16 protein-coding genes are annotated in these 21,291 nt (G+C 60.2%); 10 read left to right on the top strand and 6 right to left on the bottom strand.

Annotated elements, in window-relative coordinates; genetic code table 11:
- Positions 1–23 precede the first annotated feature (23 nt).
- Positions 24–902, bottom strand: coding sequence for an alpha/beta hydrolase (locus ACVDG9_RS04175; protein WP_447237347.1), 879 nt, complete (start codon positions 900–902; stop codon positions 24–26).
- Between the two features lie 63 nt (positions 903–965).
- Positions 966–2,858, bottom strand: coding sequence for a DNA mismatch repair endonuclease MutL (mutL, locus tag ACVDG9_RS04170; RefSeq protein ID WP_209170643.1), 1,893 nt, complete (start codon positions 2,856–2,858; stop codon positions 966–968).
- A gap of 114 nt (positions 2,859–2,972) precedes the next feature.
- Between mutL and ACVDG9_RS04165 the strand changes: the two genes are divergently transcribed.
- Positions 2,973–3,848 (top strand): TIGR01459 family HAD-type hydrolase, encoded by an 876-nt coding sequence (locus ACVDG9_RS04165; protein WP_055657786.1) that lies wholly within the window; start codon positions 2,973–2,975, stop codon positions 3,846–3,848.
- Between the two features lie 28 nt (positions 3,849–3,876).
- On the opposite strand, the gene ACVDG9_RS04160 is transcribed toward ACVDG9_RS04165, so the two are convergent.
- Positions 3,877–4,449, bottom strand: a complete 573-nt coding sequence (locus ACVDG9_RS04160) for a TetR/AcrR family transcriptional regulator (protein WP_228931354.1) — start codon at positions 4,447–4,449, stop codon at positions 3,877–3,879.
- Positions 4,450–4,650: 201 nt separating this feature from the next.
- On the opposite strand from ACVDG9_RS04160, the gene ACVDG9_RS04155 reads away from it, so the two are divergent.
- Both ACVDG9_RS04155 and ACVDG9_RS04150 read left to right on the top strand, forming a co-directional pair.
- Entirely contained in the window at positions 4,651–6,024 is a 1,374-nt protein-coding gene (locus ACVDG9_RS04155) for an efflux RND transporter periplasmic adaptor subunit (protein WP_447237346.1), read from the top strand.
- Positions 6,021–9,146, top strand: a complete 3,126-nt coding sequence (locus ACVDG9_RS04150; protein WP_447237345.1) for an efflux RND transporter permease subunit — start codon at positions 6,021–6,023, stop codon at positions 9,144–9,146. Before ACVDG9_RS04155 ends, ACVDG9_RS04150 begins: the two co-directional genes overlap by 4 nt.
- 200 nt (positions 9,147–9,346) lie before the next feature.
- Here ACVDG9_RS04150 and ACVDG9_RS04145 read toward each other — a convergent pair whose 3' ends face one another.
- Positions 9,347–10,039: a protein phosphatase CheZ gene (locus ACVDG9_RS04145; protein WP_023002056.1), complete on the bottom strand. Its 693-nt coding sequence runs from the start codon at positions 10,037–10,039 to the stop codon at positions 9,347–9,349.
- Between the two features lie 173 nt (positions 10,040–10,212).
- Entirely contained in the window at positions 10,213–10,596 is a 384-nt protein-coding gene (locus tag ACVDG9_RS04140) for a response regulator (RefSeq protein ID WP_006935666.1), read from the bottom strand.
- Positions 10,597–10,846: 250 nt separating this feature from the next.
- On the opposite strand from ACVDG9_RS04140, the gene ACVDG9_RS04135 reads away from it, so the two are divergent.
- The 3 genes from ACVDG9_RS04135 (at position 10,847) to ACVDG9_RS04125 (ending at position 13,661) form a co-directional block, all read left to right on the top strand.
- Entirely contained in the window at positions 10,847–11,293 is a 447-nt protein-coding gene (locus tag ACVDG9_RS04135) for a MaoC family dehydratase (RefSeq protein WP_023002057.1), read from the top strand.
- 185 nt (positions 11,294–11,478) lie between these two features.
- Positions 11,479–12,477, top strand: a complete 999-nt coding sequence (locus ACVDG9_RS04130) for a bifunctional riboflavin kinase/FAD synthetase (RefSeq protein ID WP_168686228.1) — start codon at positions 11,479–11,481, stop codon at positions 12,475–12,477.
- Positions 12,478–12,725: 248 nt separating this feature from the next.
- Complete coding sequence (locus ACVDG9_RS04125; protein WP_075284472.1) at positions 12,726–13,661, top strand: DMT family transporter; 936 nt, start codon at positions 12,726–12,728, stop codon at positions 13,659–13,661.
- On the opposite strand, the gene ACVDG9_RS04120 is transcribed toward ACVDG9_RS04125, so the two are convergent.
- Positions 13,653–14,936, bottom strand: coding sequence for a glycosyltransferase family 87 protein (locus ACVDG9_RS04120; RefSeq protein ID WP_447237344.1), 1,284 nt, complete (start codon positions 14,934–14,936; stop codon positions 13,653–13,655). The two genes, ACVDG9_RS04125 and ACVDG9_RS04120, sit on opposite strands and share 9 nt — an antisense overlap.
- 380 nt (positions 14,937–15,316) lie before the next feature.
- On the opposite strand from ACVDG9_RS04120, the gene ileS reads away from it, so the two are divergent.
- The 4 genes from ileS (at position 15,317) to ACVDG9_RS04100 (ending at position 21,290) form a co-directional block, all read left to right on the top strand.
- Positions 15,317–18,277 (top strand): isoleucine--tRNA ligase, encoded by a 2,961-nt coding sequence (gene ileS, locus ACVDG9_RS04115; RefSeq protein WP_447237343.1) that lies wholly within the window; start codon positions 15,317–15,319, stop codon positions 18,275–18,277.
- A 21-nt stretch (positions 18,278–18,298) separates the two neighbouring features.
- Complete coding sequence (lspA, locus tag ACVDG9_RS04110; protein ID WP_023002062.1) at positions 18,299–18,832, top strand: signal peptidase II; 534 nt, start codon at positions 18,299–18,301, stop codon at positions 18,830–18,832.
- Positions 18,833–18,946: 114 nt separating this feature from the next.
- Entirely contained in the window at positions 18,947–19,618 is a 672-nt protein-coding gene (locus ACVDG9_RS04105; protein WP_023002063.1) for a hypothetical protein, read from the top strand.
- A gap of 271 nt (positions 19,619–19,889) precedes the next feature.
- The gene (locus tag ACVDG9_RS04100) at positions 19,890–21,290 is read left to right on the top strand and encodes a M16 family metallopeptidase (protein ID WP_447238285.1); all 1,401 of its coding nucleotides are present in this window, start codon (positions 19,890–19,892) and stop codon (positions 21,288–21,290) included.
- The last annotated feature ends 1 nt before the right edge of the window (position 21,291 follow it).

Raw genomic sequence — 21,291 nt, 5'->3', positions numbered from 1 at the left:
TCAGGCGCAACACGGCAGATGGTTCAAGAGCCTTCGTGCCATTTCGCCCAGGCGGCGAGAACGAAGTCCCACATCCCGTTTGACCACAGATTGCTGTGACCGCCACCTTCGACGATCACAAGCTGCCTGGGGTCTTTCGCAAATTCATAAAGACGCATGCCGTGTTCGACCGGGATAACCCGGTCTTCCGTCCCGTGCACGATCAGGACCGGCGCGGCGATCTTGCCGACGCGATCCCGCGTCGCCATCGGGTCCCGCATCATGAGGCCCACCGGCAACCAGGGATACCTGTCCCAGGCCATGTCGACCAGCGCCGTATAGGGCGCTTCCAGCACCACAAGGTCTGTTTGCGGACGCTCTGCCGCCACTGCGGCCGCAACACCCGAGCCAAGACTTTCTCCATGGACAATGACCGGCGTGCCCGAAGCTGCCATCCGGTCGAAATTTTCAAGGCCGTCCGAAATCAACGCCTCTTCCGACGGGCTCCCCTCACTTCCGGCATATCCCCGGTAGCTGGGCGCATAGAGACCGAAACCGCTGTCCAGGATCTGCTTGAACCGCTTCCAGCGGGAGGAGACATTGGCTGAATTGCCGTGAAAATAGAGTACCGTGGGAGCGCCTTCAGCAGCAGGTGGCGCGTGCCAGACGGTCACCTTTGTACCGTCAGCCATCGCCGCTGTTTCAACGGTGACACCTGAGAGCCCCTTTTCATCCGGCGTACTCAATTCTCCGGTTGGAACGAAGATGAAGCTGCGCTGGTTGAAATACATGTAACCGGCCGCCATGGCGTAGGCGATGCCGGCAATGACAGCCACACGCGAGACGGCTTTCCAAAGCGTGCGCCCAGGTCTGCCGGTCTTGTTCAATGCCTGTTCCGCGCTGCCGGAGCCGGTTTGTGTCATCTGACTGTCTCCCATTGCTCCGACGTCTACGATCCGCATCGGGAGGTCGATCAGATTGCCGGGTTATTTGCGGCCGAACAGCTTCTCGATATCGCCGAGTTTCAGCTCCACCCAGGTTGGCCGGCCGTGATTGCACTGTCCGGAAAGCGGCGTGGCTTCCATGTCGCGCAAGAGCGCATCCATTTCTTCGGGACGCATGCGCCTGCCTGCACGCACCGAACCGTGGCAGGCCATCGTGGCGGCAACATGGTCCAGCTTTTCCTTGAGACCTTCGGCAGTGTCCCATTCGGCAAGCTCGTCGGCCAGGTTCCGGACCATGCCCTGGATATCCATGTCGCCGAGGATAGCGGGGGTCTCCCTGACGGCGATGGCACCCGGGCCGAAGGCTTCCAGGGACAGGCCGACTTTTTCGAGATCCTCCGCGCGATCAGCCAGCCGGATTGCATCTTCTTCCGGCAACTCGACGATCTCCGGGATGAGCAGCATCTGGCGGGCGACATCCTTCTTGGCCAGCGCTTCCTTCAGACGTTCGTAGACAAGGCGCTCGTGCGCGGCGTGCTGGTCAACGATGACGACACCGTCCTCGGTCTGGGCGATGATATAGGTTTCATGAACCTGCGCACGGGCGGCTCCCAGCGGAAGGCGGGTCTTTTCGGTTTCAACCGGGACGTCATTCGCGCGGGCATCCGCCGACGGTCTGGCAAAGTCGGCAAAACCGTTCTGCCGTTCGAAGGCCGGCTGTGCCGCTTCGGCAAAGCCTGTTGCGTGCGCTTCCTCCATCTGGAGCGGGCGAAACGCTTCCGGCGCCCAATGAGGCGCAGCAGACGTGCGGGTGTAGGAACCACCGCCATATCCGCCGGATCCTGTTGGAGAAGATGGTGTGTGACCCGGTTGAGAGAACCCCGCCGACTGTGCCCTGATGGCGTCTAGGGCAACGGCCGCGTTCGAGGTCGATGACCGGTGTCCGGACTGAACCAGTGCATGCTTGATGGCACCCACCAGAAGCCCGCGCACGAGTTGGCTGTCCCGGAAGCGCACATCGGCCTTGGCCGGGTGCACATTGACATCGACCAATGCCGGGTCGAGATCGATGAACAGAACCACAACCGGATGCCGGTCACGGGCCAGCACATCGGCATAGGCTCCGCGCAATCCGGATAGCAGCAGCTTGTCCTTCACCGGGCGGCCGTTGACGAAGAAGAACTGGTTCTGCGCATTGCCACGGTGGTGTGTCGGCAAGCCTGCAAAACCGGTGAGACGCACGCCTTCCCGGGCTGCGTCGATTTCCATGGCGTTGTCGACAAAATCCTGGCCGAGAATCTGCGCGATCCGAGCAAGATGCGGTTCACCGCCGCGTGCTGCTGGCCAGCTCTGCGACTGCCGGTCGGCGCCACCGAGGGAAAAGCCGATCTCCGGATAGGCGAGCGCGATCCGCTTGACGATTTCGGTGATGGCGGCCGCTTCCGCACGATCCGATTTCAGGAATTTCAGCCGGGCAGGTGTCGCGAAGAAAAGGTCACGCACTTCAACCTGGGTGCCTTTTGTGCGGGCTGCGGGCACAAGCGGCTGCTCCCTGCCACCCTCGACGGCGATGGCCCAGGCGTGGTCCTCGTCCTTGTGACGGGTCTGGATCGCCAGCCGGGCAACGGAGCCGATGGACGGCAGCGCTTCACCGCGAAACCCGAGCGTGCGGATGTCGAACAGGTCGTCGTCGGAAATCTTGGAGGTGCAGTGCCGGCGGATTGCCAGTTGCAGATCCTCCTGGCGCATGCCCTCGCCGTCGTCGGCAACGCGCATGAGCGTCTTGCCACCGGCGGCGGTAACGATCTCGACCTGTTTTGCCCCGGCGTCGACGGCGTTTTCCACCAACTCCTTGATCACGCTGGCGGGTCTTTCGATGACCTCGCCGGCCGCAATCTGGTTGATCACCTGTTCGCCAAGTTGCCTGACCTTCATGAAACTCCCTCTACTCGGTTTCGCACCGCGCCATGTTCCTATATGGTCCGCGCCGAGTTTGCGTCGATTCTTCAGCAAAGCTTATCAGACCTACCCAGATCCGAGTGACCCGCCATGACAGTTTCTGCACCGCTTCTTGTTGAGGGGCTCCGCACCCTCGCCCCGTCCTACAAGGGCATCCTGTGTGACGTGTGGGGCGTGCTGCACAACGGTGTATCGGCTTTTGAAGGCGCGCACAAAGCCCTCAAGGCCTTTCGCGAGGAAGCCGGTGGCAAGGTGGTCCTCATCACCAATGCCCCGCGCCCTGCAAAGCAGGTTGGTGAAATGCTGGCCGCTCTTGGCGTGCCGGAGGGAACCTACGACGACATCGTCACCTCCGGCGACGTGACCCGCGAGGTCCTTGTGGCTCAGGGCAAAAAGACGCTCCTGCACATCGGTCCGCACCGGGACCAGCCGCTGTATCACGGCCTTGAAGCCACCTTCACCACCAATGACGAGGAAGCGGAAGGCATCAGCTGCACCGGGCTGGAAGACGACGAGGTCGAAACGCCCGACGATTACCGCGACCGGCTGCAGAAGCTGGCCGAACGCGGCCTGCCGATGATCTGCGCCAACCCCGACATCGTGGTGGAGCGCGGCGAGCGCCTGATCTGGTGCGCTGGCGCCCTTGCCCGTCTTTATGAAGATCTCGGCGGCGAAGTGGCCATTCTCGGCAAACCGCATGCCCCCATCTACGACGCGGCGATGAAGCGCCTCGCGACGCTGGCGGGCGAAGACGTCGCCAAGGAAGACGTCCTGGCCATCGGCGACGGCCTGCCGACTGATATCCGCGGTGCGGTGTCTCAGGATCTCGACGTTCTGTTCATCACCGCTGGCATCCATGCCTCCGACTTCGGTCCGAGCGACGCGCCGGACGAACATCTGATCCGCCGCCGTCTGGCCGAAGAAGGCCTGCGCGCACGTGCTGCCCTGCCGCGTCTTTGGTGGTAAGCGCGCGCATTATTGCCAGCGGGCTCATTTAACGTCCCGTATCGGGGCCATGCCCCTGCAAATAGGTCTGGACGTAATTTTCCACGTCCAGGCCTTCGTGGCCTGTCCCCAGGCCCATCTCCTTCATGAAGCCCATGACGGCCAGCGGCGCGATGAGCGCAACGGCGAAGCTGACCGGATCACCCGGCTTGAGCCGCCCGCTGCTCTGATGCTTTGCCAATGTGCGGGCTACGCCCTGCAGGTTTTTCAGCAGGAAGGGTGTCACCGCTCGCAGTTCAGGATGCTGGGGCACCTGCGCAAACAGCGTCAGGGCAAGCCCGCTATGCTTGCGGTAGGTCTCCAGATAATTGCGCACGATTTCCAGAAGATCGGCCTGTACATCTTCCCCCGGCAACATCTTGCCGAACGAAACATCGGATAGCGTGTCGCCGATGGCGGCCTCGATCAAACCTGCCTTCGACCCGAAACGGCGAAACAGCGTGACTTCGTTCACCCCTGCCCTGTCCGCTATTTCCTTGGTCGTGGTTCCGCTGAACCCGCGCTCGCAAAACAGTGCGACGGTCGCGGAATAGATTTCTGAAACATCTACATTTCTAGGCACTTGGCCGCCAAACGCGCCGGGCGCGCCCTCAATTTTCCGGAAGACATTCCGTCGCACCTAATGCCAAACAGGATGCAAATGCAAGCAATCGCTTGCAATAAAATTGGATCATCACTATTTGCAAGTTTGGACTTGCATTAAAAGAATTGTGGTCGGCGGAGGTCTGCAGCCCGCCGAACGAACATTGCCAGGAGAGCCGCCGTGTCGCTGTTGCGAAAAGCCCTGATCCTTCCCCCCGTGATCGCCGGTGCGGCAGTGCTGGTTTATGCGGTGAGCGGGCGCGAAGCACCCAAGCGCACCGACATCGGAGAAACGACGACGCTCGTGCGTGTCGTCACGGTCGAGCCTCAGGACTTCGTGCCGCGCGTAACTGGGTACGGCACGGTCGATCCGGCCCATACACTTGATGCCATCGCGCAGGTGTCCGGCCGGGTCACCTACATCAATCCGGATTTCAAACGCGGTGAATTCATCCCGGAAGGCAAGATTCTGGTGACACTGGCACCGGAAGACTACGAGCTGGAGATTGCCGAGGCGCAGAGCGATATCGCCAGTGCCGAGGTGGATATTGAAGAGCTGGCCGTTACCCTGGATACACAGAAACAATCCCTGGCGATTGCCAAATCGGTCCTCGACCTGGAACAGCGTGAGCTGGCCCGGCTGAAAACGCTTCAGGAGCGCAAAGTCGCGTCCGATCAGCTGGTCGAAAACCAGGAAGGCACGGTGCTTCAGCAAAAGTCGCGGGTTCAGGACCTTGAGAACGAGATTGCGCTCAACCCGGTGAAGCGCAAGGCACTGGAGCAGGTAAAGGCCAAGAACGAGGTTCGTCTGGAAACCGCAAAGCTGAACCTTGCCCGCACCACGATCCGTGTTCCCTTCGATGCCAGGGTTTCGAAGGTAAATGTAGAGATCGACCAGTATGTCGGTGCCGGCAGCTCCATCGGTGAACTTGACGGCATCGACGCTGCCGACATCGACGTTCAGATCAGTCCTGGCAACATGGCCGGATTTGCCAATCTGGCCTTTCCCGGACAATTGGAAACGGAAGAAGGTGTCATCCGGGCACGGCATTCGCTTGGCCGGCTGAAGGCCAAGGTAAGGGTCGGATCCGTCGGAGAGACCGCCGTCTGGGATGCGCACGTCAAGCGGGTCAGCGACACGGTGGATCCGGACACCCGCTCCATCGGACTGATCGTCAGCGTGGACAAGCCCTATGACACTATCCGGCCGGGTATAAAGCCGCCATTGGTCAAAGGCATGTTTACCGAGGTTGAGCTGTCCGCACCGCCCGTGGCCGATCAGATCGTGTTGCCGCGCAACGCGGTCCACAGTGGCAGGATCATGACTGTCTCGCCCGACAGCCGACTGGTTACGGTGCCGGTCGAAATCGCCTTCCGCTTCGATGATATCGTCGTTCTGGGAACGGATCTGCCAGCTGGAAGCAAGGTCATCGTCAGCGATGTGTCCCCGGTGATCGAAGGCATGTTGCTGAAGCCTGTCGAAGACGAAGCCGTGAAGGCAGGTTTGAAGCGAATGGCGAGCACGGATGCTCTCAACGGTGAGGACCAGCCATGATCCGCTACTTCGCCCAGCACCCAACCGCCGCCAATCTGTTGATGGCCGGTTTCATCATTCTCGGACTGGTCAACCTTCCGGGTCTTCTGCTGGAAACCTTTCCGCAGATCCCGATAAAACGGATTACCGTGACAGTCGCCTATCCCGGAGCAACCTCAGCCGATGTCGAACGCACCGTTTGCCGGCGCATCGAGGACGCGCTCGACGGGATCGAGAACATCGACGAACTCAAATGCGATTCCCGGGAAAACCTCGCACTTGCGACCGTCAAGATCATGGAAGGCAAGGACATCGACCAGCTGATGCTGGATATCGACCGCGAGATCAACGCGATCGATGATTTTCCCGAGGGCGTTGAAGACCCGATCATCGAAGAGGCGGGCCGCCTGAGCGAGGCGACCTCCGTCGTCATCACCGGAATTGACGACAAGCCGCAGCTGAAGAACTACGCCGAAGCGGTGAAGGACCGCATGCTGAAGTTCGGCGGCATACCCCAGGTCGAGATTTCCGGCTTCTCTGACCGGCAGTTCCGCATCGAGGTGCGCGACGCCGCCGCGCGTGAAGTTGGGCTAACCCTCTCGGAAATCGCAAATACCCTCACCAGGCAGAATGTCAGCGCTCCCTCCGGAGAGATCACGACTGTTGGCGGCTCGATCCTGCTGCGTTTCGCCGACGAGCGCCTTGCGGCGGATGCCTATGCGTCGGTGATTGTCGCCTCTTCCCCGCAAGGCGGCCAGATCAAGCTGGGCGACATTGCCACGATCAGTGATCTCTTCGAGGACGAAGAGGTCGAAACCCGGCTGAACGGCAGGTTGGCCGCTGTTCTCGACATTTCCATGACCCGCAGTGACGACCTGATCAAGGTGGTGGAGCGGGTGCAGGAATTCGTCGATGAGGAACAGGCCCGTACTGCCCCAGGCATCGCCCTGACCATCATCAACGACGGCTCGATCATCCTGAAGGATCGCCTGTGGATGCTGGTCAACAATTCTCTCCAGGGACTGGCGCTTGTCGTTGCGGCCATGTGGATCTTCTTTGGCGGGCGACAGGCATTCTGGATCGGCATGGGCCTGCCGGTGTCCTTTCTGGGCGCGCTCGCCGCAATGTCCATTCTGGGGCTGACGATCAACATGCTGTCGATGGTGGCCATGCTGATCGTGGTCGGCATCATGATGGACGACGCCATCGTGATTTCCGAAAACATCGCGACACGGCGCCAGAAAGGGCTCGGTCCGCTGGAGGCCGCCGTGCAGGGAACGCGGCAGGTCGCCCCGGGTGTGCTGTCTTCGTTTGTCACGACCACCGCCATTTTCGGTGCACTTGCCTTTATCGAGGGCGACCTTGGCGACCTGTTGCGCGTGATCCCGATGGTCATGTTGCTGGTTCTGGCCGTGTCGCTGGTCGAAGCCTTTCTGATCCTGCCCAACCACCTGTCCCATGGCGCTACGCGCGACACCCCGAACTGGGTAACCCGCAAGGCGGAAAGCGGTGTCGGGTGGGCGCGGGAGCATGTGATCGGTCCTTGTGCCACATGGTCTGTGCGGAACCGCTATTTCGTCATCGGTGCCTGCTTTATGCTTTTCCTCGCTTCGGTCTCGCTGCTGGCCGGCGGCGTCGTTAAATTCCAGGCCTTTCCGAACGTGGAAGGCGACCAGATCGAAGCGCGGATCGAACTGCCGGCAAGTGCGACGCTCGCCGACACACGCAAGGTCGTGACAGAGGCAATCAGTGCGCTGGAGCGCACGGATGCGGCGCTGTCGCCGCGCAATCCGGATGGAACATCCCTCCTCAAGAACATACTGGTGCGGTTCAACGAAAACAGCGATGCCGGCACCAGCGGAGCACATCTGGCGACCATCGACATTGATTTGCTGGACGGGCCCCTTCGTGACGCAGGCAACCAGGAGATCCTGAAAGTCTGGCGCCAGGAACTGCCTGAAACGCTCGACGTCCGGCGCATCATTCTCACCGAATCCAGCATCGGTCCGGCGGGACGCGCCATCGAATTGCGCCTGGCCCACAATGACCTGCAATTGCTCGACCAGGCTTCTGAAGAGCTTCAGGCCTGGCTCAAGGGCTATGACGGCGTCTACAACATTTCCGACGATCTCAGCCTCGGAAAACCGGAACTGGCCCTGTCTCTCAAGGACGGAGCCGGGGCGGTCGGCCTTGATGCCAAGGCGATCGCCGACCAGCTGAGAGGGGCCTACAACGGCATTACCGCCGATGAGGTGCAAGTCGGTTCGGAAAGCTTCGAGGTCGATGTCCGCCTTGCCGGCAGCGACCGCAACAGCGTTGGCGATTTCGAACTCTTCACCGTGGAGACCCCTTCTGGTCACCGGGTCCCGCTCGGCTCCGTCGCCGACATCCGATCCGACCGCAGCTTCACGCGGATCAATCGTATTGACCGGGTACCGACCGTGACGGTCACCGGCGACGTTCTTCTCGGTGTTGCCAATGCCAACGAAGTCGTCAAGGACACGGAAACGAGATACCTGCCGCAACTCCTCGAAAAATACCCCGGATTGAGCACTTCGACCGAGGGGCAGAATGCGGAAGGCGCCAAGACGCAGGCGTCCATGGTCAAGGCACTCGGCACCGGCCTGATCTTCGTGTTCATCCTGCTGAGTTTCCAGTTCCGCAGCTACAGCGAACCGGTCGTGGTGATGACGCTCATCCCCATGGCGTTGATTGGCGCGGTCTGGGGGCACTTCCTGATGGGCATCGACTTTGCGATGCCAAGCATGCTGGGCTTCATTTCGCTAGCCGGGATCGTGGTCAATGATTCAATCCTGCTGGTCCAGTTCATCAAGGACGAGCACGACCCATCGCTGGAAAGCGTTGCAGAGATCGCTCCACTGGGTGCCAAGGCCAGGTTCCGTGCGATCCTGCTGACGTCGGTGACCACCATCGTCGGCCTGCTGCCGCTGCTGTTCGAAACAAGCCCTCAGGCACAGGTATTGATCCCGCTGGTGACTTCGATCTCCTTCGGACTGATCGGCACGACACTCATGATCGTCTTCGTGGTTCCGGCGTTCTACACCATCCTCGACGATTTCGACCTGACCTCGCTCGCCCGGGAACGCAAGGCGCATCGGGAAAAGCTGGTGGCCGCCGAATAGATGCACCTCTCAGACTTCGTCGCTGCAGGGCTTGCCCTGCAGTCCAAGCCGTTGCCTTGTCCCGCACAAGCCAATCCGACCGGAGACCAAACGGCATGGATCCCATGGTCAAGCCATGGGATGACGAAGGAGAGAAAGTTCAGAACCAAAAAGGGCCCTCCAATGGAGAGCCCTTCGAAATCGTTTTTTTTCAGTCCGGATCAGTCGAACAGCTTGTCGATATCCGCCTGTGCGCCGCCCAGAAGGGCATCGATATCGTCCTGCGAAACACCTTCGCCTGAATGCTGCGGACCATGGAGGATCAGCTCGCGCTTGCGGCGCTCCGACTCTGTCTCGACGAGCGTCGCATCGAGATCTTCCGGAATACGCAGTTGTTCGATGAAGGAAGTCACACGCTCGTCGATGTAACGCAGTGTTGCGACCACCTTGGAAATTCTCTGGCCGGTAATGTCCTGGAAGGTGCAAGCCTCGAAGATGCTGATCATCTTGTTGCTGACCAGCTCCTGATAGGCTTCCTGGTCGCTGGCGTCGGCGCCCATGATCTCTTCGGCCGCTTCCATGATGGTGTTGGTGGCTTCTTCCGTCGCCTCAACGATGGCGTCCAGTTCCCGTCCGGCGTCCGGGATCTTGCTGCCAGTCATGTCATTGGCGCGCAGTTGGGAGATTTCCTCCTTCATGCGCCTGATTTCCTTGGCGATGACGGTCAGCTCTTCCGTAACGGCCGGTTGTACGGTCGACAGAAAGTCGTGCATCGAACCCGACATGACTTCTGCAAGATGCATCACGTCGGTCAGGGAAACTTCACCTTGCCTGTTCTTGTTTTCCTGCAGGAAGTCTATGACTCGGGCAATGTTTTCCTGTTTCATACTGGCCACCAGGTCGAGCCTTTCCATTTTGAAAGCATCCTCCGAAGCGCGGATCCGGAATTCTCAGGAACCGCTATAACTTTTCGGATGCAGCAAAGCTGACCCGGCCTGCCTGCCCAGCAAGACCGCGCCGATCCTGTACATCCGTCTGGCACTGGCGGAGGTGCGCCCCAACGCAGCGCCCCGCCAAGTGCAAGAAATCAATCGGAGAAGACCGCCTCGATCTTGCCTTTCAGCGTCTGAGCATTGAAAGGCTTCACGATGTAGTTGTTCACGCCGGCTTTCTTGGCGGCGATGACGTTTTCCGTCTTGGATTCAGCAGTCACCATGATGAAAGGCGTCTTGCTGAGGCTGCCGTCGGCACGAACCTGCTTCAGCAGCTCGTATCCGGTCATCGGCTCCATGTTCCAGTCGGAAATCACCAGGCCATAACGGCGCTGTTTCATTTTTTCCAAAGCTTCGGTGCCGTCCGCAGCATCGTCGATGTCTTCGAAACCGAGTTGCTTGAGCAGGTTCCGAATGATGCGAATCATCGTTTTGTAGTCATCGACCACGAGGACCGGCATCTGAAGATCAAGGGCCATTGTCTACTCCATACTGTCAATTTGCGCGGCCCCTGGCCGTGGGCCGGTGGAAACGCGTTATGACTTCGAAGGAGAGCGACACATTATTGTGTCCTCACCTCCCCACACTCAACGCAATCTACCCGCCGCCCCTGAAAAGACCGTTAATAACAGGCGCTTTTTTCTTCGCCCAAAGCACAATTGCCAGAAAACCTTGCACCGCCTAGCGTCCGCCTACTTCAAATCAAGACAAATCAGGGCGGAAACCGTAATGTTGGAACTGCAAAAACTCTGCTTCGAAGATCTTTCCGTGGGTATGAGCGAAGTACTCGTGAAGCATGTAAGTTCTTCCGACGTGGTCGGCTTTGCGGAAGTATCCGGCGACCGGAACCCGATTCATCTGTCCGAACATTTTGCCGCCCGCACGCCCTTCAAGACGAGAATCGCCCACGGCCTCTATACGGCCAGCCTGATCTCGGCCGTGCTCGGCACCCGCCTTCCCGGCCCCGGCGCGATCTATCTGTCGCAAACGCTCAATTTCAAGGCCCCGGTCAGGATCGGCGACGACGTCAAGGTGACTGTCACCGTCGAGGAACTGATGGAGCGCGGCAACCGTGCCCGCCTTTCCTGTATCTGCAGTGTCGACGACACCGTGGTTCTGGAAGGCGAGGCACTGGTGAAGGTTCCAGGCCGGGACGAAGATCAATCAGGTCTTTGACGGGCAGCGACTGCAAAGGCAAGTCTTCGGCACATCCCCATCTTGACCTTTGCTTTGCTTGACGGCAGGTTCCACGCCAAAGTCGGCAGGGCTGCTCCACCCGGAGCGCCTTTTTCGACGTGTTCCTGCAGGACGGGCCGGCACACCGGACCGTTGTGACGTATCGTTGCGCGAAGGTTTGCCGCATGAGCTCCACTGATCCCTCCAGCTTTCCGATCATCGAAAGCCTGGATGCCTTTCCGGCGGACCTGAAAGGCGGCATCGTTGCCATCGGCAACTTCGATGGCGTTCACAGGGGCCACCGTGCCGTGCTCGACGCCGCGCTCGGTCTTGGCCACGGCACGCATCATCCTGTCTATGCCATGAGCTTCGAGCCGCATCCGCGCACGGTCTTCAACCCGTCCAAACCCGTTTTCCGTCTGACCCCGCCACAGCAGAAACTCGACCTGCTGCGCCTGTGCGGTCTCGACGGCGCGCTCATCCTTCCCTTCACCCGGGAGTTTGCCGGCATCGAAGCGAATGCCTTCGTTCAGGACATTCTCATCGACACGCTCGGCATTTCCCACGCGGTCACCGGTTATGACTTCCACTTCGGCCGGGCCAGACAGGGCACCCCAGACTATTTGCGTTCCGCCGGTGCCGATCACGGCTTCGGCGTGACCATCGTCCAGCGCGAGGAAGACGAAGGCGCTGAAGTCATTTCTTCCACTCGCATCCGCGACAGCCTCTCACGGGGGGATATCGCCCAGGCAAACGGTCTCCTTGGCTACCGCTGGTTCTTCGAGGCGGACGTGCGCCACGGAGACAAGCGCGGCCGCGACCTCGGCTATCCGACCGCCAACATGAGCCTTACCGAAGATTGCCCGCTGAAGCAGGGCATCTATGCGGTCAAGGTCCGTGTCGACGGGGCCTGGCATGACGGCGTCGCCAGCTATGGTCGCCGCCCGACCTTCGACAATGGCGCCGCACTGTTTGAAGTGTTCCTGTTCGACTTTGCTGGCGATCTCTACGGCAAGACGCTGCGCGTGCACCTGGTGTCCTATCTGCGCGGCGAAGAAAAGTTCGACTCGGTCGAGGCACTGATTGCCCAGATGGACCGGGACAGCGAAGAAGCCCGCGCCGCGCTCGGCTCGTTACAGCCGCTTTCCGAACTCGACATGAAACTGCTCGATCTTTCCGCCTGAGCAGCCTTCAAAATATTTTCTCTTTTCTGACGAACTTGGCGTTTGCCGGCTTGCTCCGGGAGACGTTCAACTTCAAAAGGAATATGGATCGGCAATCCTGCTGCGGTCAGCGACCGCAGAGATTTTTGCCCGGCCCTTTCCTTGTTGCCGGTCCTTCTCCCAAGCGATTGCCCATCGCCGGAAAGCCGGCGAAATCCCTGTTCGCGTGTGGTTTTCAGTGATGAAGACGCTCCGGAGGTTGCAGCACGATGAAGCGTCAATCCATTTCCTCGCGTTCCGGGGATGTCGAGCAGAACCCGCTCATGGCGATTTTCCTGATGACGTCGGCCATGCTGCTGCTGCCGGTGATGGATATCACCGCAAAGTATCTCTCCGCGGAGCTGCCGACGCTTGAGGTCACATTCGGCCGCTTTTTCTTTCAGCTTCTGATCAGCCTTGCCATTGCATTGGTCACCGGCCGCCTCATGCACCTGAGGGGCAAGCAACCGGTCGTGAACTACCTGCGCGGCATTCTTCTGGGCACGGCATCGCTCTGTTTCTTCACTGCGGTGAAGTACATGTCGGTGGCGACCGCGATCTCGATCTTCTTTGTTGAGCCCATGGTCCTTACCATCCTTGCGGCGGTGCTTTTGAAGGAACAGGTCGGCCCGCGGCGGATCGGCGCCATTCTCGTTGGCCTGCTGGGGGCCATAATCGTGTTGCGACCGACGCTGGCGGAGATTGGTCTCGTCAGCCTGCTGCCGGTCGCAACCGCCGTTCTGTTTTCCTTCTACCTGCTGCTCAACAGGCTCTACCCCGTTCGCGACGATCTTCTGACCATCCAGTTCAGCGCGGGCCTGTCCGGTTCACTGTTGCTTGGGACAGGTCTCGTGATCGGATATCTGACCGGGATCGAAGGCATGGAATTCGTCATGCCGGACGCACCCCAGTCCGGCTTGCTGGCCTTGATCGGGCTGATTTCCTTCGCTGGCCACGGTCTTGTCGTTTCCGCGTTTCAACGCGGCAGCGCCAGTATGCTGGCACCGCTGCAATATATCGAAATCGTCAGCGCGACCCTGTTCGGGTATCTGGTCTTTTCCAATTTCCCGGACGGACCGACATGGCTGGGGATTGCCCTGATCATCTCGAGCGGGCTCTACATCACCCATCGCGAGCGCAAGCTGCGGCAGGCGGCCTCAAACTGACCCGGCAACCGCGCCGTCGAGGTGCTCTCGTTCCGGATGTGCGGCGTGCAACTGCAGTCTGCGCAGCCCCAGCCAGACGAGCATCACCGGCAGGACGGGTGCGATCGGCATGCCGAGCCAGATCGCAAACGGGCTGGTGGATGCAGACAGGCCGATGACGATGAAGAGCGCTATTTTCTCGTAAGGCAAGAAGCCGTTTCTGAGGCCCTCGCGGATCAGGAAGGCGCAAGGGATGATGATCAGCGTCAGGTCGTAGGAAAGGGCAAAGGGTGTGACCAGCAAGGTGCCGCCGACCAGGACCGGAGCCCGCACCGACATGGCGTCCGTCCGCCGCCAGACCCGCCACACGCAAACGGCAGCAGCAAGGGCAAAGACCGCCTGCACCATCATCGCGGGCAGATGACCGAGCCCCAGCACCCTGCCTGCACCGTAAACCGAAATCATCTTGACCCATTCCACGCCGCCCAGCTCCATCATGGCGGAGGCAACCGGCGCCTGAATCCAGAAGGCCTGCCAGGTGCCAAAGCCGAGTACCGCAACGCCGAGCGCAGCGAACACCAGCGTCGAGACGGATGCACTCAGGAAGGTCCGCCAATTGAAGCTGGCAACAAGGGCCAGCGGAATCAGGATGCCCAACTGCGGTTTGATGGTCAGAAGACCCAGCGCGATGCCCGCCCACACCATCTGCCGCCGTTCGATCCCGACGAGAAAGAAACCGTAGAGCGCTGCGGTCAACGCTGCATTCTGGCCATGGAAAGCGTTGTTCGCGCAGGCCGGAACGAGGATCAGACAGGCGGCCAGCAGCCAATTGCCCGTAATCAGGCGGCAGGCCAGACACAACAGACCCGTGGTGATCCCGATAAAGACGGCAAACGCAATCTTGTAGGGTAGAAGCGCAAACGGCATCTGCAACATCTGGAACGTGGGCGGATAGAAGAAACCGAAGACGGTGTCTGTTCCGGTGTACTGCTGCTGGAGGGCGGAAAACGCAGCGGGACTGTATGCCACTTCCGGCGTTCCGTTGAGAGCCTGGCCCCCTGCCATCCAGAAGCTGAGGTAATCCATCAGCAACGTGCCGTTGGGCGCGCCATAAGTATTGGGCACCACCAGCATCCACAACAGACCCAGCGTGAAACCGATTGCCGAACACAGACATGCAAAGCCGATCCGGTCCCAGCTCAGCCAGTCGCCCGTCACGACACCGCGAGACCAGAGACTTGCCTTGTCTACGCCCGCCTGCGACCCATTTGCCGCCTGTTTCACCTGATTGGCCATTTTCTGCCGGTCTGTCCGTCGCTCACCCGTCTCAATCCGGGCCTATCCATGACCGAAAGACATTCATATTCGGTTACCCGAAGCCGATTTTCGGAAGTTGTACGTTTGCCGGACAGACAAACAACACAGGAATTGCGGGAACATCTTTATTCATCGCCGAAGTGCTGCTATGTCCCTTGCCATGCAACACAAGGCTCTCATAGTCGTCGCCAGACCGACGATCGCGATTACGCGAATTACTTGCCCGGCCTTCGGCTGACGCGGCAATGCGGCGCCAGGGACCGGGACTTCCTGATTTCATGTTGCTGCCCGAAACGGGCCGGCAATCATCCTGACATATGACGCGGGCCCAGGGCCCGAACGACCGGATCGACGTGACGATGACCGAGACAGATAAACGCGACTATTCCGAAACGCTGAACCTGCCGCAGACCGAATTCCCGATGCGCGCCGGCCTTCCCAAGAAAGAGCCGGAAATCCTCGCTCGCTGGGAGCAGATGAACGTCTACAAAAAGCTGCGCGAACAGGGCAAGGGCCGCAACAAGTTCGTGCTGCATGACGGACCTCCCTATGCCAACGGCAACATCCATATCGGCCATGCGCTGAACAAGACGCTGAAAGACATCGTCACGCGCTCCATGCAGATGACGGGCTTCGAGAGCAACTACGTTCCGGGCTGGGACTGCCACGGCCTGCCGATCGAATGGAAGATCGAGGAACAGTACCGCGCCAAGGGCAAGAACAAGGACGAGGTGCCGATCAACGAATTCCGCCGCGAGTGCCGCGAATTCGCCGAGCACTGGATCGACGTCCAGCGCAAGGAGTTCAAGCGCCTCGGCATCGAGGGCGACTGGGACAACCCTTACCTGACGATGCGCTTCGAGAGCGAAGCCGTGATTGCCCGGGAACTGATGAAGTTCGCAACCTCCGGCCAGCTTTACCGCGGATCCAAGCCGGTGATGTGGTCGGTGGTCGAAAAGACCGCGCTTGCCGAAGCCGAGATCGAGTATCAGGACTACCAGTCCGACATGATCTGGGTGAAGTTCCCGGTCGAAAGTGCCGGCGGACGCGATGAAGCGGCTGTCGAGGAATTGCTGGACGCTTCGGTCGTGATCTGGACGACCACGCCCTGGACCATCCCGGGCAACCGCGCCATCAGCTATTCCTCGCGCATCGACTACAGCCTCTACGAGGTTACGCAGGACGGACTGCCGGACGACAACTGGGTGCAGAAGGGCGACAAGCTGATCCTGGCGGATGCCCTTGCCGACGAAGTGTTCAAGAACGCCCGTATCACCGATTTTGCGCGTGTCCGGTCCGTCAGCAACGACGAGCTGGAAACACTGACCTGTGCTCATCCGCTGGCAGGGCTCGATCTCGGCGGTTACGAATTCGACGTGCCGCTGCTGGACGGTGACCATGTCACCGACGATGCCGGTACCGGCTTCGTGCACACGGCACCCGGCCACGGCACGGACGACTTTGAAATCTGGATGACCAAACGGGCCGATCTGGAAGCACGCGGCATCAACACCGCGATCCCCTTCACTGTTGCCGATGACGGCTTCTATACCAAGGATGCCCCTGGCTTCGAAGGTTGCGAAGTCATCACGCACAAGGGCGAGAAGGGCAAGGCCAACAAGGCTGTGATCGAAAAGCTGAAGGAAAGCGGCAACCTGATCGGCCTCGGCCGGTTGAAGCATTCCTATCCGCATTCCTGGCGTTCCAAGAAGCCGGTGATCTTCCGCAACACGCCGCAGTGGTTCGTCTACATGGACAAGCAGCTGTCCGGCGAAGGCGACACGCTGCGTACGCGGGCACTGAACGCCATCGACGAGACACGCTTCGTGCCGGGTGCCGGCCAGAACCGTCTGCGCTCCATGATCGAGAACCGGCCGGACTGGGTCCTGTCGCGCCAGCGCGCCTGGGGTGTGCCGATCACCGTGTTCATCCACAAGGAAACTTCTGAAGTCCTGAAGGACGAAGCCGTCAACAAGCGCATCTTCGATGCCTTCGTGGCGGAGGGTGCCGACGCCTGGTTTGCGGACGGCGCCAAGGAGCGTTTCCTGGGCAACGACTACAAGGCAGACGAGTGGGACATGGTCCGTGACATCCTGGATGTCTGGTTCGACAGTGGGTCCACACATGCCTTCGTTCTGGAACAGCGCGAAGATCTCGCCCCCAAGCGCAAGACCGACGGCGGCAAGGACTATGTCCTTTACCTTGAAGGCTCCGACCAGCATCGCGGCTGGTTCCATTCCTCGCTGCTGGAAAGCTGCGGTACACGCGGTCATGCACCTTACGACGCCGTTCTGACCCATGGCTTCACCATGGCAGAAGACGGCCGCAAGATGTCGAAGTCTCTCGGCAACCAGGTATTCCCGCAGGACGTCATCAAGCAGTATGGCGCAGACATCCTGCGCCTGTGGGTGGCCTCCACCGACTATTGGGAAGACCAGCGCCTCGGGCCGGAGATCATCAAGACCAGCGTCGACAGTTACCGCAAGCTGCGCAACACGCTGCGCTGGATGCTGGGCTCGCTTGGCCATGCCACCGGTGAAGAAGTCGCGCTGGCCGACATGCCTGAGCTGGAGCGGCTGATGCTGCACAGGCTGGTCGAACTCGACAAGATGATCCGTGAAGCCTACTGGGAGTTCGACTACAAGAAGGTCTTCCACCAGCTGTTCACTTTCATGACGGTGGAACTGTCGGCCTTCTATTTCGACATCCGCAAGGACGCGCTTTATTGCGATGCGGCTTCGTCCGTGCGCCGCAAGGCGTCGCTTTTCGTGATCGACAAGCTGTTCGATTGCCTGGTGACCTGGCTCGCACCGATGATGCCGTTCACCATGGACGAAACCTGGACCTCCCGTTACGGCGAGGATGCCTGCGTTCACCTGGAGCAGTTCCCGACTGTTCCAGCCGAATGGCGTGACGATGCACTGGCCGCCAAGTGGACGAAGATCAAGACGGTTCGCCGCGTGATCACCGGCGCGCTGGAAATCGAGCGCCGTGAAAAGCGGATCGGCTCGTCGCTGGAAGCTCACCCGGTCGTGCATGTCACCGATGCGGAACTGATGGACGCGCTCAAGGGCAAGGACATGGCGGACATCGCCATCACCAGCCAGTTGACGCTCAGCAGCGAACCGGCACCGGAAGGCGCATTCACGCTCGGCGACACCAAGGGTGTGGCTGTCGTGCCCGGCCTTGCCGAGGGTACCAAATGCGCCCGCTCCTGGAAGATCCTGCCGGAAGTCGGCTCCGATCCGGATTATCCGGATGTGACCCTGCGCGATGCTGCCGCCCTGCGTGAATGGGACGCTGCCCATGCCGCAGCCTGAGCGGCAGGGTTCCCGGTCACGATGACGCAACAGGATACATCTTCCAACAATACGAAACGGCCCCTTCTCTGGGGCCGTTTCAGCACCTTTGTGCTTCTGATCGCGCTTGTCGGTGTTGTCATCGACCAGGGCAGCAAGCTCTGGCTGGTTTACGGCTTTGATCTTGCCCGCAACGGACCGGTCGACCTTTTGCCGGTTCTCGAGATCGTTCTGGTCTGGAACCGGGGTATTTCCTATGGCCTGTTCCAGCAGAACAGCGATCTGGGCCGCTGGCTTCTGGCCGGTGTGACGATTGCAGTCACGATTGGCCTATGGGTCTGGTCGGCGCGTTGCCAGTCACGCCTGGTGGCCCTTGCCCTGGCGCTGGTCATTGGCGGGGCGATCGGAAACGGGATCGACAGACTGACCTATGGCGCCGTCGTCGACTTCGTCCATTTCCACGTCGGCACGTTCTCCTGGTACGTGTTCAACCTGGCAGATGTGTGGATCGTTGCGGGCGTCGTCGGTCTCCTGTATGACAGTTTCCGAGATGGTCCTAATTCAGCCGCAAAATAATGGTTTAGGCTGGACAACGACTGATCGCGGGCGGAGTGCTGCCGGCTGTTTTTTATGAGAAATCGAGGGGTCTGCGCAGTGCGGACGTTAGTTGGATTTGTAAAGAATTCTGCAGTGCTGGTGCTTCTGGCCGGTTTGGCCGCATGCCAGGCAGCGGATGGCACGAGCCAGGCACCGGATGTCGCCCTTGTCGACACCGTGATGAAAGGCCTTGGCGCCGTCGATCCGAATGAAAAGCAGATCGAGTACAAACCTCGCGGACCGCTGGCCATGCCCGCAGAGCCGACGAACCTTCCCGAACCGGAAACCAATGTTGCCGGTGTAAACGATCAGAACTGGCCGAAGCAGCGTGAAAACGAACAGCTGACCGAGCTGAAGCAGCTTTATGCCAGCTCCGGCAAGACCGGCAGCATGAACAGCGAAGCGCTGACACCGGAACAGATGCGCGGCTTCAAGATTACCGGTGTTACCGGTCAGAATCGCGATCTCGACGCGGAGCGCCGCTTCAACGAGATCACCGAAGGCGGCAAGCTGACCCGTGAAGAGCAGCGGGCCGAATGGGAGCGCCTGCAGCAGTTGCGGTCCCAGCAGGCAGGTATCGAGCAGAACGGCCTGTCCGCACGCCGCTACCTGACCGATCCGCCCACCGGCTACAGCACGCCTTCTCCGGATGCACCGATGCCGGAAGTCGTGAAGAAAAAGCGCAAGCCGACGAATTACGACGAGTACGACTCCAAGCCGCTCGATCCGCGCTGCCTGGAAGGCGACCAGAACTTCTGTAACTGATCTCTTCAGTGACCGGACTTCAGGGTCCGAAAGACAGATGACAAAATTGTAACGGGACCTCCGGACCGCACCTCCTATATGGAGGATAGGTCCGGAGGTCTTTTTTGTTGGCCACCATGAAATTGCCCGGCTTTGCGCTTTTCCCGCAACTGGTTGAAGCGCATGCTGTTCGAACGACAAAGAACGGGAGTTGCACGTGAACCCATCGTCCTCGAAGCACGACAAGACATCCCCCGTGCGGCGGTTGAAGCGCTCCATCGGCCTTGTGCTGATGCCTGCGCTCCTGCTGGGCGGCGGCATGGCCCTTGTGCCGGGAAGTGCCTTTTCCGCGCCGGCAGCGGCAGGAAACCTGATGATTGCGCCGAACCTTGAAAGCTTCACGCTGGATAACGGTTTGCAGGTCGTGGTCATCCCGGACCGCCGGGCACCGGTTGTCACCCACATGATCTGGTACAAGGTCGGTTCCGCCGATGAACCGGAAGGTCAATCTGGTGTTGCCCATTTTCTCGAACATTTGATGTTCAAGGGTACTCACGACCATCCCAACGGAGAATTCTCCAAGATGGTTGCCGATCGTGGTGGCCAGGAGAACGCCTTCACCAGCACCGACTACACTGCCTATTTCCAGAAAGTCGCCAAGCAGCATCTGCCGCTCATGATGAAGCTGGAAGCCGACCGGATGGAGAACCTGGTTCTGAGCGACGAAGTCGTAACGCCGGAACGGGACGTGGTTCTGGAAGAGCGGCGCATGCGGGTCGACAGTGAACCCGGTTCCCGACTGCAGGAGGCGCTGAATTCCATCACCTTCGTCAACCACCCCTACGGCTCACCCGTCATCGGCTGGCAGAGCGAAATCGAAGCGCTCAACAAGGAAGCTGCGATCGCCTTCTACGACCGGTTCTACACGCCCAACAACGCGGTGGTGGTAATTGCCGGTGATGTGGACGTTGATGCGGTTCGCAAGCTTGCGCAGGAAACCTACGGCAAGGTTGCCCGGCGCGCAGAGCCTGGAGAACGCCTCCGGCCGGCCGAACCGCCGCTTGCGGGTGAAAGACGCATTGCCGTTTCCGATCCGCGGGTGCGCCAGGAGTCCCTGTCGCAAATCTGGATCGTGCCGAGCCAGACCACCGGGGAAGGTCGCACGCCGGAGGCGCTGGACATTCTATCGTATATTCTGGGCGAAGGGCCCTCCAGCCGCCTGCACAAGGCACTGGTTCTCGACCAGGAAGCCGCCCTCAGCGCCGGCGCCTATTATCAGGGTAGCGCCCTTGATAACGGCCGCTTCGGTCTCTACGCCGTGCCGCGCCCCGGTTACACGCTGGAAGACATGGAACGGCTGATAGCGACCGAACTTCAGAAACTGCTCGAGACCGGCGTCACGGAAGAAGAAGTCGAACGCGCCCGAAACAGCATGGTCGCCAGCGCGATCTACGCCCAGGACAGCCAATCCGGCCTGGCACGCCTTTTCGGCGGTGCCCTGACCACTGGGCAAACGATCGAAAACGTCCAGACCTGGCCTTCGCAGGTGCAGGCTGTCACCCCTGAAGATGTCCTGGATGCGGCCCGCACCTATCTCGCCGGCCTCCCCGTGGTCGGAGAGTTGCGCATGGAACCGCCCGTCGTGCCCGATGCCGCCCAATCCGATGCGCCCCAGACGAAGGACAAGTCCTGAT

The sequence above is a fragment of the Roseibium sp. RP-7 genome (assembly GCF_053005225.1).
The sequence above is the reverse complement of the archived record's forward strand: the minus strand, read 5'-3'. Positions and strand labels throughout refer to the sequence as shown.